General features: G+C 66.0%; 20 protein-coding genes. 6 read left to right on the top strand and 14 right to left on the bottom strand.

Annotation, left to right across the window (positions count from 1 at the left end; genetic code table 11):
- The 4 genes from KAY22_RS06065 to KAY22_RS06050 all read left to right on the top strand — a co-directional run.
- Positions 1–1,314, top strand: a 1,314-nt coding sequence (locus tag KAY22_RS06065; RefSeq protein WP_296621179.1) for a glycerol-3-phosphate dehydrogenase, incomplete at its 5' end; no start/stop codon positions are given.
- A gap of 50 nt (positions 1,315–1,364) precedes the next feature.
- Complete coding sequence (locus KAY22_RS06060) at positions 1,365–2,840, top strand: glycerol kinase (protein ID WP_296621177.1); 1,476 nt, start codon at positions 1,365–1,367, stop codon at positions 2,838–2,840.
- A gap of 1 nt (position 2,841) precedes the next feature.
- Positions 2,842–4,086 (top strand): molybdopterin-dependent oxidoreductase, encoded by a 1,245-nt coding sequence (locus KAY22_RS06055; RefSeq protein WP_296621175.1) that lies wholly within the window; start codon positions 2,842–2,844, stop codon positions 4,084–4,086.
- Entirely contained in the window at positions 4,083–4,454 is a 372-nt protein-coding gene (locus KAY22_RS06050) for a cytochrome c (protein ID WP_296621173.1), read from the top strand. The genes KAY22_RS06055 and KAY22_RS06050 overlap by 4 nt, the downstream gene beginning before the upstream one ends.
- Positions 4,455–4,468: 14 nt before the next feature.
- On the opposite strand, the gene KAY22_RS06045 is transcribed toward KAY22_RS06050, so the two are convergent.
- From KAY22_RS06045 to KAY22_RS06005, 9 genes are all read right to left on the bottom strand, one after another.
- Positions 4,469–5,650 (bottom strand): SRPBCC family protein, encoded by a 1,182-nt coding sequence (locus KAY22_RS06045; protein WP_296621170.1) that lies wholly within the window; start codon positions 5,648–5,650, stop codon positions 4,469–4,471.
- Positions 5,651–5,666: 16 nt separating this feature from the next.
- Positions 5,667–7,067, bottom strand: a complete 1,401-nt coding sequence (locus tag KAY22_RS06040) for an aromatic ring-hydroxylating dioxygenase subunit alpha (protein ID WP_296621168.1) — start codon at positions 7,065–7,067, stop codon at positions 5,667–5,669.
- Positions 7,068–7,203: 136 nt separating this feature from the next.
- Entirely contained in the window at positions 7,204–7,311 is a 108-nt protein-coding gene (locus KAY22_RS06035) for a DUF2474 family protein (RefSeq protein ID WP_296621166.1), read from the bottom strand.
- Positions 7,311–8,309, bottom strand: a complete 999-nt coding sequence (gene cydB, locus KAY22_RS06030) for a cytochrome d ubiquinol oxidase subunit II (RefSeq protein WP_296621164.1) — start codon at positions 8,307–8,309, stop codon at positions 7,311–7,313. Before cydB ends, KAY22_RS06035 begins: the two co-directional genes overlap by 1 nt.
- The gene (locus tag KAY22_RS06025; RefSeq protein WP_296621162.1) at positions 8,306–9,709 is read right to left on the bottom strand and encodes a cytochrome ubiquinol oxidase subunit I; all 1,404 of its coding nucleotides are present in this window, start codon (positions 9,707–9,709) and stop codon (positions 8,306–8,308) included. The genes cydB and KAY22_RS06025 overlap by 4 nt, the downstream gene beginning before the upstream one ends.
- 30 nt (positions 9,710–9,739) lie before the next feature.
- Positions 9,740–10,561: a sulfite exporter TauE/SafE family protein gene (locus tag KAY22_RS06020; protein WP_296621160.1), complete on the bottom strand. Its 822-nt coding sequence runs from the start codon at positions 10,559–10,561 to the stop codon at positions 9,740–9,742.
- Positions 10,558–10,962: a DUF6691 family protein gene (locus KAY22_RS06015; RefSeq protein WP_296621158.1), complete on the bottom strand. Its 405-nt coding sequence runs from the start codon at positions 10,960–10,962 to the stop codon at positions 10,558–10,560. The genes KAY22_RS06020 and KAY22_RS06015 overlap by 4 nt, the downstream gene beginning before the upstream one ends.
- On the bottom strand, positions 10,962–11,402 hold the full coding sequence (locus KAY22_RS06010) for a YeeE/YedE thiosulfate transporter family protein (protein WP_296621155.1): 441 nt from the start codon (positions 11,400–11,402) through the stop codon (positions 10,962–10,964). The genes KAY22_RS06015 and KAY22_RS06010 overlap by 1 nt, the downstream gene beginning before the upstream one ends.
- Positions 11,399–12,316: an MBL fold metallo-hydrolase gene (locus KAY22_RS06005; protein ID WP_296621153.1), complete on the bottom strand. Its 918-nt coding sequence runs from the start codon at positions 12,314–12,316 to the stop codon at positions 11,399–11,401. The genes KAY22_RS06010 and KAY22_RS06005 overlap by 4 nt, the downstream gene beginning before the upstream one ends.
- A gap of 114 nt (positions 12,317–12,430) precedes the next feature.
- On the opposite strand from KAY22_RS06005, the gene KAY22_RS06000 reads away from it, so the two are divergent.
- Together KAY22_RS06000 and KAY22_RS05995 are read left to right on the top strand one after the other, a co-directional pair.
- Positions 12,431–13,039, top strand: coding sequence for a peroxiredoxin (locus KAY22_RS06000; protein ID WP_296621150.1), 609 nt, complete (start codon positions 12,431–12,433; stop codon positions 13,037–13,039).
- Positions 13,036–13,440 carry a metalloregulator ArsR/SmtB family transcription factor gene (locus KAY22_RS05995; protein ID WP_296621148.1) on the top strand — a complete coding sequence of 135 codons (405 nt, stop codon included), beginning with the start codon at positions 13,036–13,038 and terminating at the stop codon, positions 13,438–13,440. The genes KAY22_RS06000 and KAY22_RS05995 overlap by 4 nt, the downstream gene beginning before the upstream one ends.
- Before the next feature lie 10 nt (positions 13,441–13,450).
- Here the strand turns inward: KAY22_RS05995 and KAY22_RS05990 are convergent, their stop codons facing one another.
- The 5 genes from KAY22_RS05990 to KAY22_RS05970 all read right to left on the bottom strand — a co-directional run bounded on the left by KAY22_RS05990 (position 13,451) and on the right by KAY22_RS05970 (position 19,390).
- Complete coding sequence (locus tag KAY22_RS05990; RefSeq protein ID WP_296621146.1) at positions 13,451–14,143, bottom strand: TetR/AcrR family transcriptional regulator; 693 nt, start codon at positions 14,141–14,143, stop codon at positions 13,451–13,453.
- A 110-nt stretch (positions 14,144–14,253) separates the two neighbouring features.
- Positions 14,254–15,993: an amidohydrolase family protein gene (locus KAY22_RS05985; RefSeq protein ID WP_296621143.1), complete on the bottom strand. Its 1,740-nt coding sequence runs from the start codon at positions 15,991–15,993 to the stop codon at positions 14,254–14,256.
- Positions 15,994–16,103: 110 nt separating this feature from the next.
- Positions 16,104–17,267: an epoxide hydrolase family protein gene (locus KAY22_RS05980; RefSeq protein ID WP_296621142.1), complete on the bottom strand. Its 1,164-nt coding sequence runs from the start codon at positions 17,265–17,267 to the stop codon at positions 16,104–16,106.
- On the bottom strand, positions 17,264–18,190 hold the full coding sequence (locus KAY22_RS05975; RefSeq protein ID WP_296621139.1) for an alpha/beta hydrolase: 927 nt from the start codon (positions 18,188–18,190) through the stop codon (positions 17,264–17,266). The genes KAY22_RS05980 and KAY22_RS05975 overlap by 4 nt, the downstream gene beginning before the upstream one ends.
- A gap of 57 nt (positions 18,191–18,247) precedes the next feature.
- On the bottom strand, positions 18,248–19,390 hold the full coding sequence (locus KAY22_RS05970; RefSeq protein WP_296621136.1) for an LLM class flavin-dependent oxidoreductase: 1,143 nt from the start codon (positions 19,388–19,390) through the stop codon (positions 18,248–18,250).
- Positions 19,391–19,525: the final 135 nt, after the last annotated feature.

Raw genomic sequence — 19,525 nt, 5'->3', positions numbered from 1 at the left:
CTCGAACATTATGAGTTCGGGCTGGTCCGGGAATCGCTGAGCGAGCGCGAGCGTCTCTGGGCGATCGCGCCGCACATCATCTGGCCGATGCGCTTCGTCCTGCCGCATGTGCAGGGCCTGCGCCCGCGCTGGCTGCTGCGGCTCGGCCTGTTTCTCTACGATCATATCGGCGGGCGGAAGAAGCTGCCGGCGACCCAGTCGATCGACCTGCGCGGCCACCCCGCCGGTGGTCCGCTCAAGCCCGAATATGCCAAGGCCTTCGTCTATTCGGACTGTTGGGTCGACGATGCCCGGCTGGTGGCGCTCAACGCCCGCGATGCCGCCGACCGGGGCGCCGAGGTCCGCACCCGCACCGAAGTGCTGGCGCTCGAGCGGGTCGGCGAGGAATGGACGATCCGCACCTCGACCGGCGACTTCCGCGCCAAGACCGTCGTCAACGCGGCGGGTCCCTCGGTCCTTTCGCTGCTGGGCCGGGCCAAGGAACAGAGCGATCGGCGGATGCGGCTCGTCCGGGGCTCGCACATCGTCGTGCCCGCGCTGTTCGACCATCCCTACAGCTATTTCTTCCAGCTGCCCGACGGGCGCATCTTCTTCGCTATTCCCTATGAGCAGGACTTCACCCTGATCGGGACGACCGACCGCGACCATGAGGGCAGCCTGGCCGAGGTGCGCGCGAGCGAGGAAGAGATCGCCTATCTCTGCGAAGGCGCGAGCCGCTATTTCCTCAAGGCGATCCGCCCCGAGGACGTGGTCTGGACCTATTCGGGCGTGCGCCCGCTGATCGACGACGGGTCGGGCAAGCCCGAGGCAGCGACACGCGGCTACAGCCTGGAACTGTCGCCCGAAGCCGAGGGGCCGGCAATGCTCTCGGTCTTCGGCGGCAAGATCACGACCTACCGTCACCTCGCCCGCGAAGCGATCGAGACACTGTCCGAACGCCTGCCCCTGCTGCGCGAAGCGTTCGAGAGCGACCAGCATCCACTGCCCGGCGGCGATTTCCCGGTCGAGGGTGTCGACGCTTTGCGCGCCGAGATCGCGGGGCGCTATCCCTTCTTCGACGCCAGCACCGTCCAGAGGCTGGTCCGCAGCTATGGACGGCTGGCGCTGGAGATATTCGGCAACGCCCAGTCGCTCGACGCCTGCGGCCGCAACTTCGGCCATGGCCTGACCGAAGCCGAAGTCCGCTATCTGGTCGAACGCGAATGGGCGCGGACCGCCGATGACATCCTGTGGCGGCGCGGCAAGCTGGGCCTGCGCCTCGACGCCGCACAGCGCGCGGCACTGGACGAGTTTCTCGCCGGAACGGCGAAGTAGGACATAGGCCGGCGCGGTCCCTCGTGGACGACGCCGGCGGGGAGAGCGACGTGCAAACACCCTATCTGCTGGTTCTCGACGAAGGCACCACCTCCACCCGCGCGATGCTGTTCGCGGTCGACGGGACGGTGGCGGCGATCGAGCAGGCCGAACTGACCCAGCATTATCCGGCTGACGGCCATGTCGAGCATGACGCGGCCGAGATCTGGACCAAGACGCTCGCCTGCGCGCACCGCGCAGTGGAGAAGGCCGGCGGCGCCGACCGCATCGCCGCGATCGGAATCACCAACCAGCGCGAGACCGTCGTCGCTTGGGACCGCAGGACCGGCGAGCCGATCACCCGCGCGATCGTGTGGCAGGACCGACGCACCGCCGGCTTCTGCGAGCAACTGCGCGCCGATGGCCATGAGCAGTTGATCCGGGAGCGGACGTGCTTGGTCGTCGACCCCTATTTCTCCGGCACCAAGATGCGCTGGGTCCTAGACAATGTCCCCGAAGCCGCTGCCTTGAGCGACCGGCTGGCGCTGGGCACGGTCGAGAGCTGGCTGGTCTGGAAGCTGACCGGCGGGCTGCACATCACCGACGCGACCAATGCCAGCCGCACGATGCTGATGCCGCTCGACAAGGCGGCATGGGACGCGGACCTGCTGTCGCTGCTCGGCGTGCCGGCATCGGCGCTGCCCGAGATCGTCGACACGGCCGGCCGCTTCGGCACCACCCTGCCCGACCTGCTCGGCGGCCCGATCCCGATCTGCGGGCTCGCCGGGGACCAGCAGGCCGCGACCATCGGCCAGAACTGCCTGAGCGCCGGACAGGTCAAGGCGACGCTCGGCACCGGCGCCTTCGTCCTTGCCAGCACCGGCCATGAGCTGCCGCGTTCGAACAACCGGCTGCTCGGCACCGTCCTCGCGCAATGTGACGGCAAGCGCAGCTATGCGCTCGAAGGATCGGTGTTCGTCGCCGGTAGCCTCGTCAAATGGCTGCGCGACCAGCTGGGCTTCGTCGGCACCGCATCCGAGACCGAGGCGCTAGCCCGCTCGGTCCCCGACAATGGCGGCGTGTGCATAGTGCCCGCTTTGTCGGGCCTTGGTGCGCCGCACTGGCGGCCCGAGGCGCGGGGGCTGATCGGCGGCCTGACCCAGGGCGCGACGAGGGCGCACATCGTCCGCGCCGCACTCGAATCGATAGCGCACCAGATGCACGACCTCCAGCAGGCCTATGCCGCCGACGGTTCGCCCTGGGCGACGCTCCGGCTCGATGGCGGGATGAGCGCGAATGACTGGGTCGCGCAGGACCTTGCGGACATGCTCGACCTGGAGGTCGAAAGGCCGCACAATGTCGAAACGACCGCGCTCGGAGCGGCGATGCTGGCAGCGGTCGGCTGTGGGCTCCATGCGACTCTGACCGACGCGGCGGCGATGCGTTCGGGCGTCTCGCTGTTCGAACCGGGCATGGACGCTGCGACCCGAGAGCGGCGGCTCGATCAATGGCGCGCCCTGCTCGCGCTGGAACTGGGACAGGCCTGACATGATCGCTGACGAGATCCCCCACCAGATGTCCCGTCTGTCCCGCCGCGCCTTGCTGCGCAGCGCCGCGATGGGCGGCGGGATGATCGCCGTTCCCGGCTGGGCGCAGGCGGTCGCGGACCTCGGCCTGCCGGGCAAGCCGCCGACGCGACCGATGACCACCGCCTTCCCCGGCAAAGGTCCGATGATCCTGCAGCGGGTGCGGCCACCTTTGCTCGAAACCCCGATCGAGGTGTTCGACAAGGACGTGATCACGCCCAACGACCGTTTCTACGTCCGCTGGCATTGGGGATCGATTCCGGAGAGCGTCGACGTCGACAGCTTCCGGCTGACGATCGGAGGGCATGTCGAACGCCCGGTCGCCTTCACGCTCGATCAGCTGATCCGCGAGTTCGAGCCGATCGACTATGTTGCGGTCAACCAATGTTCGGGCAACTCGCGCGGGCTGTTCCAGCCCAATGTGTCCGGCGCCGAATGGGCGCATGGCGCGATGGGCAATGCGCGCTGGCGCGGTGTTCGCCTGCGCGACCTGCTCGATCGGGCGGGAATCAAGGCCGGCGCGGTCGACGTGCGCTTCGGCGGGCTCGACGACGCGATGACGCCCGAGGCCCCCAAATTCCTCAAGTCGCTCGCGCTCGACCATGCGCGCGACGGCGAGGTGATGGTCGCCTATCAGATGAACGGGGAGCAGCTCCCGCTGCTCAACGGCTTCCCGCTGCGCCTGGTCGTGCCGGGCTGGTATTCGACCTACTGGATCAAGATGCTGAACCAGATCGAAGTGCTCGACCGCAAGGACGACAATTTCTGGATGGCCAAGGCCTATCGCGTACCATCCACGCCCTTCGGCCACATCGCACCGGGGACGAAGGAGTATCCGAGCGAGCCGATCAGCCGGATGGTCCCGCGCTCGCTGGTGACCAACCTGCGCGAGGGACAGCGGGTGAAGCCGGGGTCGCTGACGGTCGCGGGCATCGCCATGGGCGGGGATTGCGGCGTGGCCCGGGTCGACGTGTCGACCGATGGCGGCACCAGCTGGCAGGCGGCGACGCTCGGCAAGGACGAGGGGCCGTACAGCTTCCGCCGCTTCGAAGCCCGCATCACGGCGCCCGCCTCGGGCACCCTCGCCGTCTCTACGCGCTGCACCAACACGAAGGGGCTGGCACAGCCGCTGGAGATGAACTGGAATCCGGGCGGCTATATGCGCGCCGGGGTCGAGACCGTCCACCTGATCGCAGGAGACGCATGATGTCGAAGATGCTGACCCTCTCGGCTGCGATCGCGCTGGCCTCGGTCCTGGGTTCGGGCATGGCCGGAGCTGGTACGCGAGCAAAGGCCGCCGATCGGCCGCGCCTCACCTCGACCAGCGTGTCTCTTCCGACCGACTATGAGGTCGAATATCCGGCGGGCCCCGAAGCGCAGGCGATGAACGACAATTGCCGTGCCTGCCATTCGCCCTCGATGGTGCTGGTACAGCCGTCGCTGTCGCAGGCCGACTGGGGCAAGATCGTCCACAAGATGATCGACGTGTACAAGGCGCCGATCGATCCTGCAGACCTTCCGAAGATCATGACCTATCTGGGTTCGCTGCCGGCCGCGCCTTCTCCGGCCCGGTAACCGAGCAGCAGCCGTCAGGCGCGAAGGACCGGCGGCGGTCCTTCGCAGCCCGACAGATAATGCTCGACCCATTTGTGGAAATATTGGTTGCCGGGCTCGTTGCGGCCGAAGGTCAGCCGATCGGTCGCGCCTGACTCCAGCCCGTTCTGCACCTTCAGGCCCAGCGCATAATCCTCGTCGAGCACGACCTGGAAGAAGAAGTCGCTCATCTCGTCGAGCTTGCGCAGTTCCTCCTCGTCCTTGGGCGCGGTCGGGTAGATATAGTTCATCACCGTCAGGTTGCGGTCGGGCGTCGGCCCCGGAAACAGCTGGGCGTACTGGCACATTTCGGGCGCCAGGAAGAAGCTGAAGTTGGGAAACAGGATGCGGATGAAGTCGTAGCCGTCATTCTCCTGCCGGCCCCACTCCTCGCGCGGCAGATCCTTGAGCCGGCCGATCCCGTTCTGCGGGAAGCCGAGGCGAATGTGCGGGCCGAACGCCTCGTAGCTGGCACGGTTAGACGGCGACCGGGTCGCTACCGTCTGGGTGTGCGCCGCCTGGAAATGATAGCCTTCGAGATAGCCGTCGAAGGACACCTTCCAGTTGGCGCCCTCCATCGTCCGCGCCTTGTGATAATACCAGGTCTCGAGCTTGAGCGCGGCAAGATCGTCTAGCATGCCGCCCAGGAAGGCGCGCACGTCGATCGGCAGGCCCGGCGTCAGGATCACGAAGATCATGCCCGCGACTTCTTCGGCCGGCAGCTCGGTCATCGCGAGGGTGCGGCGGTCGACGTCGCCGAAGGTGCTCGCCTCGGCGATACCGATCAGTTGCCCGTCATTGGCATAGGTCCAGCCATGATATTGGCAGGCGAAGCGCGAGCAATTGCCCTTGCCCTCCTTCGCCAGATGCATCGCGCGATGCTTGCAGACGTTGAGGAAGGCGCGCGCCTTGCCGTCCTTGCCGCGCGTGATCAGCACCGGCTGCCCCATCACGTCCATCGCCTTATAGTCGTTGACCTTGGGGAGTTCGATCGTGAGTGCGAGCATCAGCGGCAGGCGGCGGAAGATCAGGTCCATCTCCTTCTGCCAGCGCGCCTCGTCGAGATAATGGGCGACGGGCACCTCGAACACGCCGCTCGCCTGGTCGGTGCTGCGGGTCTCGACGAAATGGAGCATCCGCTCCGCCGCGTCACCATAGGCCTTGTAGAGATCGGTCATCGGTTCGTGCTCCCGCTCAGCGATCGAGATAGGTGTCGAGCGTCTGGTGGAAGTGGCGGATCCGCACCTCCTGATAGTCGCCCAGTTCGACGAGGCCGTTTGCCGAGCATTTCAGGCCCTGATGGGTCAGCTCCATATTCTCCATGTCCTGATCGACGACCGCGCCCAGCGCGCCGAGTTCGGGCGCGTCGGCCCATGTCTGCCCCTGTTCGAGCAGATGCATCGTCATCGGCGGGCGAGGTTCGGCTCCATCCTGCCGACGGGCGAGGACGCGCACCTCCATCAGGCAGCGGTCCTGGTCGGGCCAGGGCCGCCAGCGATAGACGATGTTCGGCATGAAGCCGCCCCAGGGCGCGAAATTGGGGAAGACGTTGAACACCAGCGCGTCGAGCAGCTCGGACTCCGACACCGCCGAATAGTCGCCGCCGAAGGCCCGCTGCGAACTCTCCCGCATCGCTGCGCCGAGGGCGTGGCGTGCGCTTTCCCCCTCGGGGACGGTGATGTTGAACTGGTCCTTCTCGGGATCATAATTGTCCGAGGAGCGGCCGTTATATTTGACGAACTCCTCGACGATCCACTGTTCGGGCCGCTCGGTGCCGGCGATGTGCGGAGAGATGGTACCGAACGGCGTGTAGTTCACGTTCACATGCTTGCCGAGCACATGATAGGCTGCGTTGGCGTCGCCGGTGAACGGCAACAGTTGCGGATGGGTCATATAGGCGTGGTAGCTCTCCATGAAGGCTTCCATGGTGATCTTCCAGTTGGCATCGACGACCTTGCCGACCCAGGCGATCGTCTCGCAATCCTCGTGGCGCCAGCGCTTGAAATACTCCGGCAGCGGCGCGAGAAACTCCTCGATGGTCGGCCCCTCGTCCTTCTCGCGGACGAAGATATAGCCACCCCAGCGGGCGACGCTGGCCTGCGGCAATTTCATGCGATCGTCGCTGAGATGACCGAAGTCCCAGCGGCAGGGTATGTCGCGCAGGCTGCCGTCGGTGTTCCAGGCGAAGCCGTGGAAGGGGCAGACGAACTTCTCGGCCATACCCGAATCGGTCGCCAGCTTGCGGCCGCGATGCAGGCACACATTGTGGAAGGCGCGGATCTCGCCATCCTCCTGCCGCACGATCAGATAGGACCGCCCGGCATTGTCGTAGGTCACATAGTCGCCGGGGTCGGGCATGTCCTCCTCGCGCGCGGCGAACTGCCAGACGAAGGGCCACATTTTCTCGATCTCTGCACGGAAGAAGGCGGGGTCATGATAGCGCTTCGCCTCGATCGGCTCGGAGCCGAGATAGCGGTAGCGGTCCTCCGCCATGAAGGCGGGCGGCGCGATCAGGTCCTCGCGCAAAATGTCTTCCCAGCCGGGGCCGGGGCAGCGCGCGGCGTCGCGGTGGATGGCGGGGTCACGATCGGCCATGGCGAAATCCTCTCCTGTGCGTGGAGAAGAGAAACCATGGACCGACCCGGCGACCTTTGATCGAGGTCAATCGATCGCGAGCGGAGCGGCTCGCCTTTGTGATAGGACGATCCAACTCAGGCGGCGCGAGACAGCCTCAGAGCCTGAGCCACAAGCGGATCAGCATGGAAACGGCACCGAGGAGGAGGACGCTCCCCGCCCAGATGCCTGCGAACCAGGCGAGCCTCCTGAACCGCTCCGGCATCAATGATAGCCGTCATGGCCGACCTTGCCGCGAAACACCCAATAGGCCCAGGCTGTATAGGCGAGGATGACCGGCACGAGCAGGCCCGCACCGACCAGCATGAACAGCTGGCTGCGATAGGGCGCCGCCGCCTCCCAGATCGTCACCCGTGCGGGTATGACATAGGGCCAGATCGAGATGCCGAGCCCGAGCAGGCACAGCATGAACAGCGCCAGCGCCCAGAAAAAGGGCTGCGCATCCCGGCGCGCCGACAGGCTGCGATAGAAGAGCGCCGTCACGATCAGCGTCGCGAGCGGCACCTGTGCGGTCGCCAGGACGCCCGGCCAGGCGAGCCAGCGCTGCTGATAGCCGGCCTCGAGCGTCAGGGTGGCGAGGCTGACCGCACCGATCACCAGCAGGAGCAGGCCACCGAGCCGGCCGGCATAGGTGACCGCCTGTCGCTGGAGCGCCTCGTCGGTCTTCCAGTTCAGCCAGCAGGCGCCGAGCAGCGCATAGCCGACCAGCAGGCCCGCGCCAGTCAGCAGGGAGAAAGGCGTCAGCCAATCCCACCAGCCGCCGGCATAGGCGCGGCCCTCGACGCTGATCCCCTGAAGCAGCGCGCCGAGGGTGATGCCCTGTGCGAAGGTTGCGACGGTCGATCCGGCGAAGAAGGCGCGGTCCCACAGGGCGCGATGCGCCGGATCGCGCCAGCGGAACTCGAAGGCGACTCCGCGCAGCACGAGGCCGAGCAGCATCGCGATCAGCGGCGCGTAGAGCGCGGGCAGGATGATCGCATAGGCCAGCGGGAAGGCCGCGAGCAGCCCGCCCCCGCCCAGCACCAGCCAGGTCTCGTTGCCGTCCCAGACGGGCGCGATGCTGTTCATCGCGCGGTCGCGGTCCTTGCCCACCGCGAACAGGGGGAAAAGGATGCCGATGCCCAGGTCGAAGCCGTCCATGATCACATAGGCGACGATGGCGAAGCCGATGATGGCGGCCCAGATGACGGTCAGGTCGATCATGCTTCGCCTCCCTGGACAGCGGGTGCAGGGGTGATGCCCGCGCTGCGGATCGGCCCGTTCGCGGGGCCGCTCTCATGCGCCTCGGGCGGCTTGGCTGCGAGCCGGAGCAGATACCAGATGCCCGCGCCGAACACGGTGAAATAGACCAGCACGAAAGCCAGCAGCGAGGCGCCGACCGCCGGTGCGTCGAGCGGCGACGCGCTCTGCGCGGTGCGGAGCAGGCCGTAGACGGTGAAAGGCTGCCGTCCCACCTCGGTGACGATCCAGCCCGCAAGCACCGCCACGAAACCCGCAGGCCCCATCAGTAGCGCGGCACGATGCAGCCCGCGCCACTGATAAAGGCGGCCGCGCAGGCGTGCGAGCAGGCTCCACATTCCCAAACCCACCATCGCGAAGCCGAGGCCGACCATGATCCGGAACGCCCAGAAGACGATGCCGACCGGCGGCTGGTCCGCCTCCGGCACCGTATCGAGCCCGCGCAGCGGCGCATTGGCATCGTGCTTCAGGATAAGCGAGGATGCCTTGGGGATGGAGATCGCATAGTCGACGCGCCGTTCCGCGCTGTCGGGAATGCCGAACAGGATCAGCGGCGCACCCTCGGGATGGCTCTGATAATGGCCTTCCATCGCCATCACCTTCACCGGCTGATGCTCGAGCGTGTTGAGGCCGTGCATGTCGCCCGCGAAGATCTGGATCGGCGCGACGATCGCCGCCATCCACATCGCCATCGAGAACATCGTGCGCGCACCCGGATTGTCGCGGTCGCGGAGCAGATGCCAGGCCCCCACCCCGCCGACCGCAAAGGCGGTCGTCAGATAGGCGGCGAGAACGGTGTGGACCAGGCGATAAGGGAAGCTGGGATTGAAGATGATCGCCATCCAGCTGGGCCCAGGCAGGAACTGGCCGTTGGCGCCGATCTCATAGCCGACCGGGGTCTGCATCCAGCTGTTCACCGACAGGATCCAGAAAGCGGAGATGAAGGTCCCGACCGCGACTGCGCAGGTCGCCACGAAATGCAGCTTGCGGCCGACCTTGTTGATCCCGAACAGCATCACGCCCAGGAACCCCGCTTCGAGGAAGAAGGCGGTCAGCACCTCATAGGCCATCAGCGGCCCGATCACCGGGCCGGCCTTGTCGGAGAAGACCGACCAGTTGGTGCCGAACTGGTAGGACATGACGATGCCCGACACGACCCCCATCGCGAAGACGACCGCGAAGATCTTCAGCCAGTAGCGATAGAGATTGCCGTAGACGCCCTTGCCCGTCCTCAGCCACAGCCCCTCGAGCACCATCAGATAGCTGGCCAGCCCGATCGTGAAGGCCGGGAACAGGAAGTGGAAGCTCACCGTAAAGGCGAACTGCGCGCGGGCGAGAATCAGCGCATCGGCCGTGTCGAACATCACGAGCTCCTATCAGCCATCTTGTAGCATTTAGCGGGGGTCGGCGGGATGGGACAGAGTGTCCAGCGCGGGGAAAGCCGTACCGATGCCCTTCCAGATCATGTACAGTGCCACGACGAAGATCAGCAGCGCGAACAGCGTGGTCAGTCGGCCGGTCTTGCCGCCCAGCTTTTCCGCCAGCCTGATTCCGCCCACGCTGCCCAGCGCCCCGCCGATCACGAAGATGAGCGCGAGCGGCCAGTCGATCAGGCCGGAAAATGCATAGTTTGCGGCCGTCGTGAGGCCGAAAGCGGTGACCGCGACCAACGAGGTTCCCACCGCCATCAGCATCGGCATGCCGGTCGATGCGACGAGCCCGGGCACGATCAGGAACCCGCCCCCGATACCGAAGAAGCCCGAGAAGAGCCCCGAGCCGAGGCCGAAGCCGAGCACCCTGGGCGCCTTCTGCCTGTTGCACTCGGCCCCCGGATTGCCTGGATGCCCGCGTCCCCGCAGCATGAGCACGCCGACCACGAGCATCAGCACCGCGAAGAGCAGCAGCAGCTTCTGCCCGTCGACCATCTTGCCGAACGTCGACCCCGCCAGCGCGCCGACGATGCCCGCCGCCGCATACATGCCCCCGCAGCGCCATTTCACATGATGCGCCCGGGCATGACCGGCGAGCCCGGCCATGGCGTTGGCGGCAACCGCGAGTGCGCTGGTGCCGATCGCGACATGCGGGTTGGGCACGCCGACCAGATAGACCATCAGCGGCACGGCGAGGATCGACCCGCCACCGCCGACCAGTCCCAGCACGAAGCCCACCAATCCCCCGGACAGCCCGCCGAGCAGATATTGCGCAGTCGTCATCATGACGTGAAACGATGCAGGGCAAAGCCGGCGCCCATCGCCAGCAGGAAGGGCCAGACGGAGAGCGGGTAGAGCGCGAGGCTGGCGATCGCGGGGCCGGGACACAGGCCGCCGAGGCCCCAGCCGGCGCCGAACAGCAGCGCGCCGATCGCGAGCCGGGGATCGATCGTCCGCGTTTCCGGCAGAACGAAGACGTCGTCGGCGAGCGGGCGGTCCATGCGCGCCCGGACTCGCCATGCCAGCGCCATCGGCAGGATCGCACCGCCCATGACGAAGGCCAGCGTCGGGTCCCATGGTCCGAACAGATCGAGAAAGGCGCGGACGCGCGCAGGATCGGCCATGCCGGACAGCGCCAGCCCGGCGCCGAACAGCGTTCCGGCTACGAGAGCGATGAGCGCCCGCATCAGATCAATCCCCCTGCGCGCAGACAGGCAACGGTGGCGAAGCCGCTACCCATGAACAGCGCGGTCGCCACGAGCGACCTCCGCGACAGGCGCGACAGGCCGCAGACGCCGTGGCCGCTGGTGCAACCCGAACCCAGGCGCGTGCCATAGCCTACCAGCAGGCCCGCCATGACGATGATGGGAACTGACGGAAACTGCGCGGCGACGCCACCCTGGACAAATGCCATCAGCAGCGCGCCGAGCGGCAGCCCGACGATGAAGGCCACAGCGACCGTCCGGGACGGGCCACCATCCGAAAGACCGATCGCTCGCGCAGCAAGTCCGCTGACACCGGCGATACGGCCGAGGCCCAGCAGCATGATGGCGGCGGCCAGCCCGATCATCAGGCCGCCCGCAAAGCCGGCCAGAGGCTGCGCCTCGGGAAAGAGCGAACCGATCACAGCTGGTTCACCGGGATCTTGAGATAGACCACGCCATTGTCCTCGGCGGGCGGCAGATGCCCCGCCCGCATATTCACCTGGACCGAAGGAAGGATCAGGCGCGGCACGGCGAGCGTATGATCGCGCGCCTCCCGCATCGCCACGAACTCGTCCTCGGTCACTCCGTCATGGGCGTGAACATTGGCGCGGCGCTGCTCGGCGACCGTGGTCTCCCAGACATAATGGTCGCGACCCTCCGGCAGATAATCGTGGCACAGGAACAGCCGCGTTTCCGGCGGCAGCTCGAGAATCCGTCGCAGCGACCGGAACAGCGTCCGCGCGTCACCGCCCGGAAAATCGGCCCGCGCCGTGCCATAGTCCGGCATGAACATCGTGTCGCCGACGAACACCGCGTCGCCGATCACATAGGCGACGCAGGCCGGCGTATGCCCCGGAACATGGAGCACGGTGACCGACAGCGTTCCGATCGAGAAGCTGTCTCCGTCAGCCCAGAGCTGATCGAAATCCGACCCGTTTCGCGCAAAGTCCGGACCGGCATTGAAGAGGGTACCGAAGGTCTTCTGGACCTCGCAGATATGCGCGCCGATTGCGATGCGACCGCCGAGCACCTTCTGCAGAAAGGGCGCCGCAGAGAGGTGATCGGCATGGGCGTGGGTTTCCAGATGCCAGTCGACGATCAGGCCCTGCTCACGAACATAAGCCAGCACCGGCTCGGCAGCGTCGGTCGACGTCCGCCCGGATGCAGGGTCATAGGTCAGCACGCTGTCGATCACTGCCGCACGCCGGGTCTCCGGATCATGGACGACATAGGTCACGGTGAAGGTCGGCGCATCGAAGAAGGCCTTGATCACGGGCACGCCTTTCCCGGCTGCTACGATCTGGGCGGAAGCCTTCGCGAGGGCTGCGTCGGGCATGACCACTCTCCATATATTCATGTTTACATAAATCTTGTATTCTTATACTCTGATATCGTCAAGGGCTTGCACATCGGCACGCCCGATCGCAGGTACGACCCCATGGAAAGCCACATGCACGACCAGTCCCCCCCGAGTATCGGCGAACCGGCCCCCGACTTCATCGCACGATCGACCAAGGGACAGTTTCAGCTGTCGGCACTGCGCGGACGATGGACGATCTTCTTTTCACATCCGGCCGATTTCACGCCGGTCTGCAGTACCGAATTCGTGGCGCTGGCTCGCCGACGGGAAGCCTTTGCCGCGCTAGACTGCCAGCTGGTGGGACTGTCGGTGGACAGCCTCTACGCACACATCGCCTGGGCCCGGGCGCTGGAAAACCTGTTCGACGTGACGATCGATTTCCCGGTGATCGAGGACCCGACCATGGCGATCGGGCGCGCCTATGGCATGATCCGCGCCGACGCGACCGACAGCATGGCAATGCGGACGACCTTCTTCATCGACCCCGCCGGGATCATACGGGCCACCACCTGCTATCCCCACAATGTCGGCCGTTCCGCCGATGAAATGCTGCGTCTGTTGCGCGCGCTTCAGCGCGTCGACGGATCGGACCGCCTGGTGCCCGAAGGGTGGGAGCCAGGACGCCCCGTCCTGCTCCCTCCGGATGATCAGCCGGGCGATGCCGCCGACTGGTTCTGCCGGTTCGAGGCCGACAATTGACCGCGCTGCACGAAGATCGCGAAGCGGCGTCGGCAGCAGCCGAGAAGATCAGGGTCTTCGCTCAGCCGCAGCGCCTTATGATCCTGTCCTGCCTGCTTCGCGGCGAACGCAATGTGGGCGAGATCGCGGAGGTTACCGGCATCGGCCAGCCCGCGCTCAGCCAGCAATTGGGCGAACTGCGCCGCGCCGAACTGGTCGAGACGCGCAAGGAGGCCAAGCAGGTCTGGTACCGCCTCGCGAACGAGTCGGTCGCGCTGTGCGTTCGGAATATCGAAGCGATGTTCGCCGGTGTCGGGATGGTGGAAATCCCTGCTCTCTCGCTAGCCGTCGGTCCCGCCACGGTCGGGATCGATCAACCTCCACAGGGCGTCGCAGCTTTCGCCCGCATCCTGCCCCGCTAAGTCCCTCCGGTCAGGATCCGACGATCGACGCAGCGAGGCGCCCGGCCTCGCGCGCCTGGTCGATCGCCCGCTCGATCCCGAGGATGATGTTCTCGATCGTGAATTCGGCCAGCCGGCGACGCGCGTCGGAGGTCGCAAGGACGTTGACGTCCTCGAAGATCAGCCGGTCCCCGGGATCGAGGCTATCGATGCCGAGCTCGTCGAGCAGTTCGGCCGAGGAGCGGAGCTTGTAGAGCCCCGCGATCATCTGCAGCACCACCAGGCCAAGCCAGGTCGAGGCCATGCCGAGATCGGGGCCCCGCAGCCCCTGCCGCCACAGCACCCGCATCATAGGGAGCCACAGCCGCAGCCAAGCGCGAGGAACATGATCGTCGCGGTACATCAGCTCGATCGCCTCCGGTCGGCGGATGAATTCGTCGTACAACGTCCGCATCCACGCGGTGAGAAAGGCCTTCCAGCCCCCCTCCTCCGACGGGATCGGCAGCGTGGCAAAAACGTCGGCGGCGACCGCTTCGAGCAACGCGTCACGGCTCGGAAAATAGGTGTAGAGCGCCATCACCGACACGCTGAGCCGGCGCGCAATCTGCGTCATGTTGCAGCCGTCGAGCCCTTTCTCGCGGATCAGCGCCGTCGCCGTCGCGACGATCTGCTCCTGCGAAATGCGGCTCGGTCTGCCCGGCAATCTTCGTGCGTGCGTGGCCATCGGGCATCCTTAGGGGTCGGCGCGCCAGCGGGGAAGCGCCCATGCTCCAGACAAAGAGAAGGGCGACGAAGCACCTAAGCCTCGCCGCCCCTCCTGCATTCTACTTCGCCTTATTCGGCGGCCTGGGCCAGTTGCTGCTCGCCAGCGGGTACGAGATAGCGACCGGGCATCGAGCCGGTGAAATGGCCGTTCATGAAGGTCGGCATGCCGTTCACCATCGTCAGGCGCATCGGCGCTGCATCGCGGGTGTAGCGCCACGTCATGTCATAGCCGCCGGTCGGCACGTCGAAACGCTTATACTCTTCGCGATGCTCGATCTCATCGAGGTCGAACACAGTGATGTCGGCGCGCATGCCCGGCGCGATCCGGCCGCGATCGGTGAAGCCGAAATGCTCGGCGATCCGCCCGGTGATCGACAGCACCGCCTCCTCGATCGAAAGCTCGCCCTTGCGGACATAGTCGGTGAGCATCAGGATATTTTCACCACCGCCGCAGAACATCTGCCCATGGGCGGGCGCGTCGTTGAGGTTGCCGAGCGCCTTCGGATCGCGGATCAGCCGGATGATCTCATCGCGGTTCATGTCGAACGGCGCCATGTGGACCGTCGAGCGAATGCCGTTGGCAAGGATCCATTCGGCCATCGCGTCCGACGGATGCAGGCCCCGGCTGTCGGCATAGGCCTTGAGCGTCGTGTTGACCGGGCCGAAGCCATTGTCCGAATTGCGCAGCAGCAGCCGGTCGGGATTGGCCATCGGCGCGTGCGGCCACACCTTGGTGTCCCAGCTCTCGCGAGCGCGGGCCCGCCAGTCGGGATCCTGGAGCAGCTTGACCTTCTCGTCGAGGTCCTCGAGCAGCACCACCTCGTGCCACACATAATCGTTCGACTGGGCAAAGATCAGCGAACGGATCAGCGACAGCGTATTGGTCGGCGAGGTGTGGGTGAAGGCTGGCCAGACGTCCTGACCGTCGGCATGCGCCTTCTCGATGATCGCGCGCATCTGCTCCAGGATCGGGCGCTGGAACTCCAGTGTCGGAATGCCACCGGCGAGCTGGATGCGGACGTTGAGATCGGCATTGAGACGGGTCAGCCGCTCCATGCTGGCAGGCGCCGTCATCCGCATGAAGGTGTCGATCACGACCTGCAGCGAGCGGCCGGGATAGCGCGCGAGCACTTCGAGGATCGCGCGATATTCGTCGTCGCAGGCGATCTGCGTCGGCACCGGCCGGTCCGATCCGTCATGGTCGAGCAGGTTGCTCGACACCCCACAGGCGCCGGCCGCCAGCGCGTCGTCGACATGCGCCGCGATCTGGCGGATCTCCTCGGGGGTCGCCTTGCGCTCCCAGGCGTCCATGCCCATCACCGCCAGACGGATCGCGATATGGCCGACGAAGGCGGTGTAGTTCGCGGGTACGCGCAGCTTGTCGGTCATCGAACGCTGATATTCTGACCATTTGCGCCAGTCCCACGGCAACTTGGTCAGGAAGGGCTCTTCGGGGATATCCTCGAAGAAGGAGAAGATCTTGATCATCTCCAGCCGGGCTTCGGCGTCGGTCTCGTGAACGGGTGCGGCCGAGAAGCCGCAATTGCCCATGACGATCGTGGTGACGCCATAGCCGGTCAGCGGATCGAGATCGGGCTGCCACCACATGGTCGCGTCGAAATGGGTGTGCGGCTCGATGAAGCCGGGGGTCACGAAGCAGCCGGTGCAGTCGATCACGCGATCATCGCCCGGGGTCAGGTCGGATCCGACATCGACGATCGTGTCGCCCTTCACCCGGACGTCGGCCTTGATCGCGGGCTTTCCGGTGCCGTCGACGACGGTGCCGCCTTTCAGAAGAATGCTCTGCATCTCTCACCTCTCCTCAGCCGACTCGATCGGTCGATCATGACAATTACCGTAGATGCTACGGAAACAGCGCCGGGCTGCAAGCCCTTCCCGCATCGCCGCCCCGAAAGCGATCAGCCGGGCGCGCGCTCGCGCAGCTGACGCACGAAGCCCTGCACTTCCCTCACGAACAGCTCCGGCTGCTCCATCGCCGCGAAATGACCGCCGCGCGACGGCTCGCTCCAGCGCACGATATTGTAGCTTTTCTCGAGCGTGCTGCGCGGAAAGCGCGCCAGCTCGCCGGGGAAGTCCGACATCGCCACCGGCTTGGTGACTCGCGCGCCGGTCGGGACCGGCTCGCTCATCACGCCGCGATACAGCCAGGACGCCGTGCCGAAGCTGTTATTGGCGAGATAGACCATGATGTTGTCGAGGATCTGGTCGCGCGTATAGACCGACCACAGATCGCCCCCGTCGAGCTGCGACCAGCGCTGGAATTTCTCGACGAGCCAGGCGGCCACGCCCAACGGGCTGTCCGCCATCGCATGGTCGAGCGACACCGGTTTGGTCGACTGGACGACCATATAGCCGCTCTCGCTTTGCCAGACCTGGCCCAGCTTCTGCGCCGCTGCGATTTCCTCGGGCGTTTCCGGATGCGCGTCGGGATTGGTCCAGCCGAAGGCGAAGTTGAGGTGGACCGCAGCGCAGCCCTCGCCCTCATAGCCGAGCCAGCCCGACACCGAAGACCCCCAGTCGCCGCCCTGCGCGATATAGTCGGTGTAGCCGAGCCCCTCGCGCATCAGGCGGTCGAAGGCGCGCGCGATGGTGCGCGGACCGATCGGGCGCGACGGCTTCGACGAGAAGCCATAGCCGATCAGCGAAGGGATCACGACGCTCACCGCATCGGCCGGGTCGCCGCCGAATTTCGCGGGATCGGTCAGCCGCTCGATCGAGCCGAGAAATTCGACGAAGGACCCCGGCCAGCCATGGATGATCATCACCGGGCGGGGATTGTCGCCCTTGCCCTTCACATGCATGAAGTGGACGTCATAGGACGCGCCGTCGACCTCGACCGCGTAGAGGAAATGCGGCAGCCGGTTCATCTCCGCTTCGCGCGCGCGCCAGTCATAGCCGTCGAGCCAATAGGCGACGAGGCTGCGCATCTCGGGCACGCTGGCGCCGTAAGCCCAGGGGTCGTCGACCATCGGCTCGTTCGGCCATTGCGCCTCACGCAGCCGCCGTTCGATCCAGTCGAGCTTTTCCTGCGGTACGGCAATCTGCAAGGGGCGAACGCTCATGCCGGGATCTCCGCAAAGGCCTGTTGCAATTCTCGCGCGGCGTCGGCGATGGTCTCGTCGGCATCGGGCAGCATCCCGAACATGCTGACGAAGCCGTGGAACACGCCCGGATAATCCTTGTAGCGGACCGGTACGCCCGATGCGCGCAGGCGATCGGCATAGGCCCGCCCCTCGTCGCGCAACGGATCGCATTCGGCCGTCAGAATCGTCGCCGGCGGCAGGCCCGACAGATCGGGGGTCAGCAGCGGTGACGCCCAGGGATGCGCGCGATCCGCCGGGTTCGGCAGATAGGCGTCGAGGCACATCGCCGAGAAATCGGAATCGAGAAAATAGCCGTCCGAATAGAGCCGCTCGGACTCGGTCTCCCCAGTCAGGTCGGTTCCCGGATAGAAGAGCAGCTGGTGGCGGATCGCCGGGCCGCCCTCGTCGCGGCTTCGGATGGCTGCGACCGTTGCCAGCGAGCCACCGGCGCTGTCCCCGCCCACCGCGATGCGGTCGGTGTCGAGACCATGTTTCCCGCCATGCTCCCCGAGCCAGCGCAACGCCGCCAGCGCGTCGTCGACCGCTGCCGGAAAGACATGCTCGGGCGCCAGCCTGTAATCGACCGAGACGATGGCGCACTCCGCGCGTCGCGCCAGACGGGAGCACAGGCGTTCATGGCTGCTGATTCCGCAAGCGATGTAGCCGCCACCATGAAAGAACAGCAGCACCGGCTCCGGACCCGCCGCTTCGGCCCTTCGGTAGATCCGCGCAGGTACGCCACCGGCGTCGACGTCTTCCTGGACGATCGCATCGGACGGATCGGCCGGCTGTTCCATGCCCGCGCTCATCGCGCGAAACTGCTGCGGGGCGATCGACGCCCAGTCGATCGGATTGGCGTTCATATGGGCGAGCATCGCCCGGGCGATGGCGTTGAGCGGCATGGTCTTCCCTTTCCCGAAAAAAGGCCACCGTCCCGTGGGGAGACGGCGGCCCGATGGTCAGGCAGCGGCGGCGCGGCGCCGCTTGTCCCGGAAATAGGGGATGATCGTCTCGCCCAGATGGGTGAGCGTTTCCATGACCGCCTCGTGCGGCACGGTGCCCATCTGCATCAGCATCAGGATCTCGTCCGCGCCGGCCGCTTCCAGCCGCTCGATATGCGCGATCGCATCCTCGGGCGTGCCATAGGCATGTTCGGTGTTGTACATGTCGGTGGCGGCCGCAGTGATCGGGATCTGCGCTTCGTGCAGATAGGCGATCGTCGCCTGCTTGGCCGCATCGACCGCCTGGCGATGCTCATCGACCGTCACATCGTCGACATCGGGCTTCGGCCCCGCGCCATACCAGTGATGGATCGCCTGACCGAAGAAGCGCTGGCCGCGCAGGCCGATGCGGACCGCCTTCTCCCGATCGGTGCTGACAATGATCGGGCAGCCCACCGCCAGATATTCGTTCGGGAAATAGCCGACCTGATCCTTCGGATCGCGCGTGGCGAAGGCCTCGCGATAGACCTTGTTGAGCCGCGCCGTTTCCTCAGGCGTGCTGAAGCCCAGGATCATGCCGCCGAGCCCGCGCTGCGCGGCGACCCGCAGCGATTCCTCACGCGTCGCGGCCATGAACATCGGCGGATGCGGGTCCTGATAGGGCTTGGGGTGAATCGCCCGGCGCGGGATCTTGATGTACTTCCCGTTATGCTCGATCTCGTCCTCGACCATGATCTTCGGGATCAGGTACATGGCCTCGTCGATCATCGGCTGCAGCTCTTCCAGATTATAGCCGAAGGTGCCCGCTTCCTGCTGGGTGCCGCCCTTGCCGATGCCGAAGTTGAGGCGCCCGCGCGACAAAATGTCGAGCGTTGCCACCCGTTCCGCGACCTTGACCGGATGGTTCATCGCCGGCGGCAGGCAGATCACGCCATGGCCGATGCGGATCCGATCGGTCTTGCCCGCAACGAAGGCAAGGAAGCTCTCGGGCGACGACATGTGCGAATATTGGGTGAGCGCGTGATGCTCGACCGCCCAGATGCAGTCGAGGCCCATCTTCTCGGCATAGACCGACTGCTCGACCGCCTCGAAAAAGGTGCGCTGCTCGGACTCGCGCGACGTGTCCGCCATCTGCGCTTCGAACGCCATGGAAAATTTCATGCTGCCTCTCCTCGTGCAGGGCCTGTCCTCGCCCTTTGATTTTTTAGAGCATGCTATAATTCAAAAAAGAAGCAAGTGGGAATTCGCACCCCGGTCGGCTGCGATGCTGCTAAAGGACGAGACGAGGGGAGACGA

Origin of the sequence: Rhizorhabdus sp. (assembly GCF_018006725.1) — a bacterium.
GTDB lineage: Bacteria > Pseudomonadota > Alphaproteobacteria > Sphingomonadales > Sphingomonadaceae > Rhizorhabdus.
This window is presented reverse-complemented; position numbering and strand designations above follow the sequence as displayed.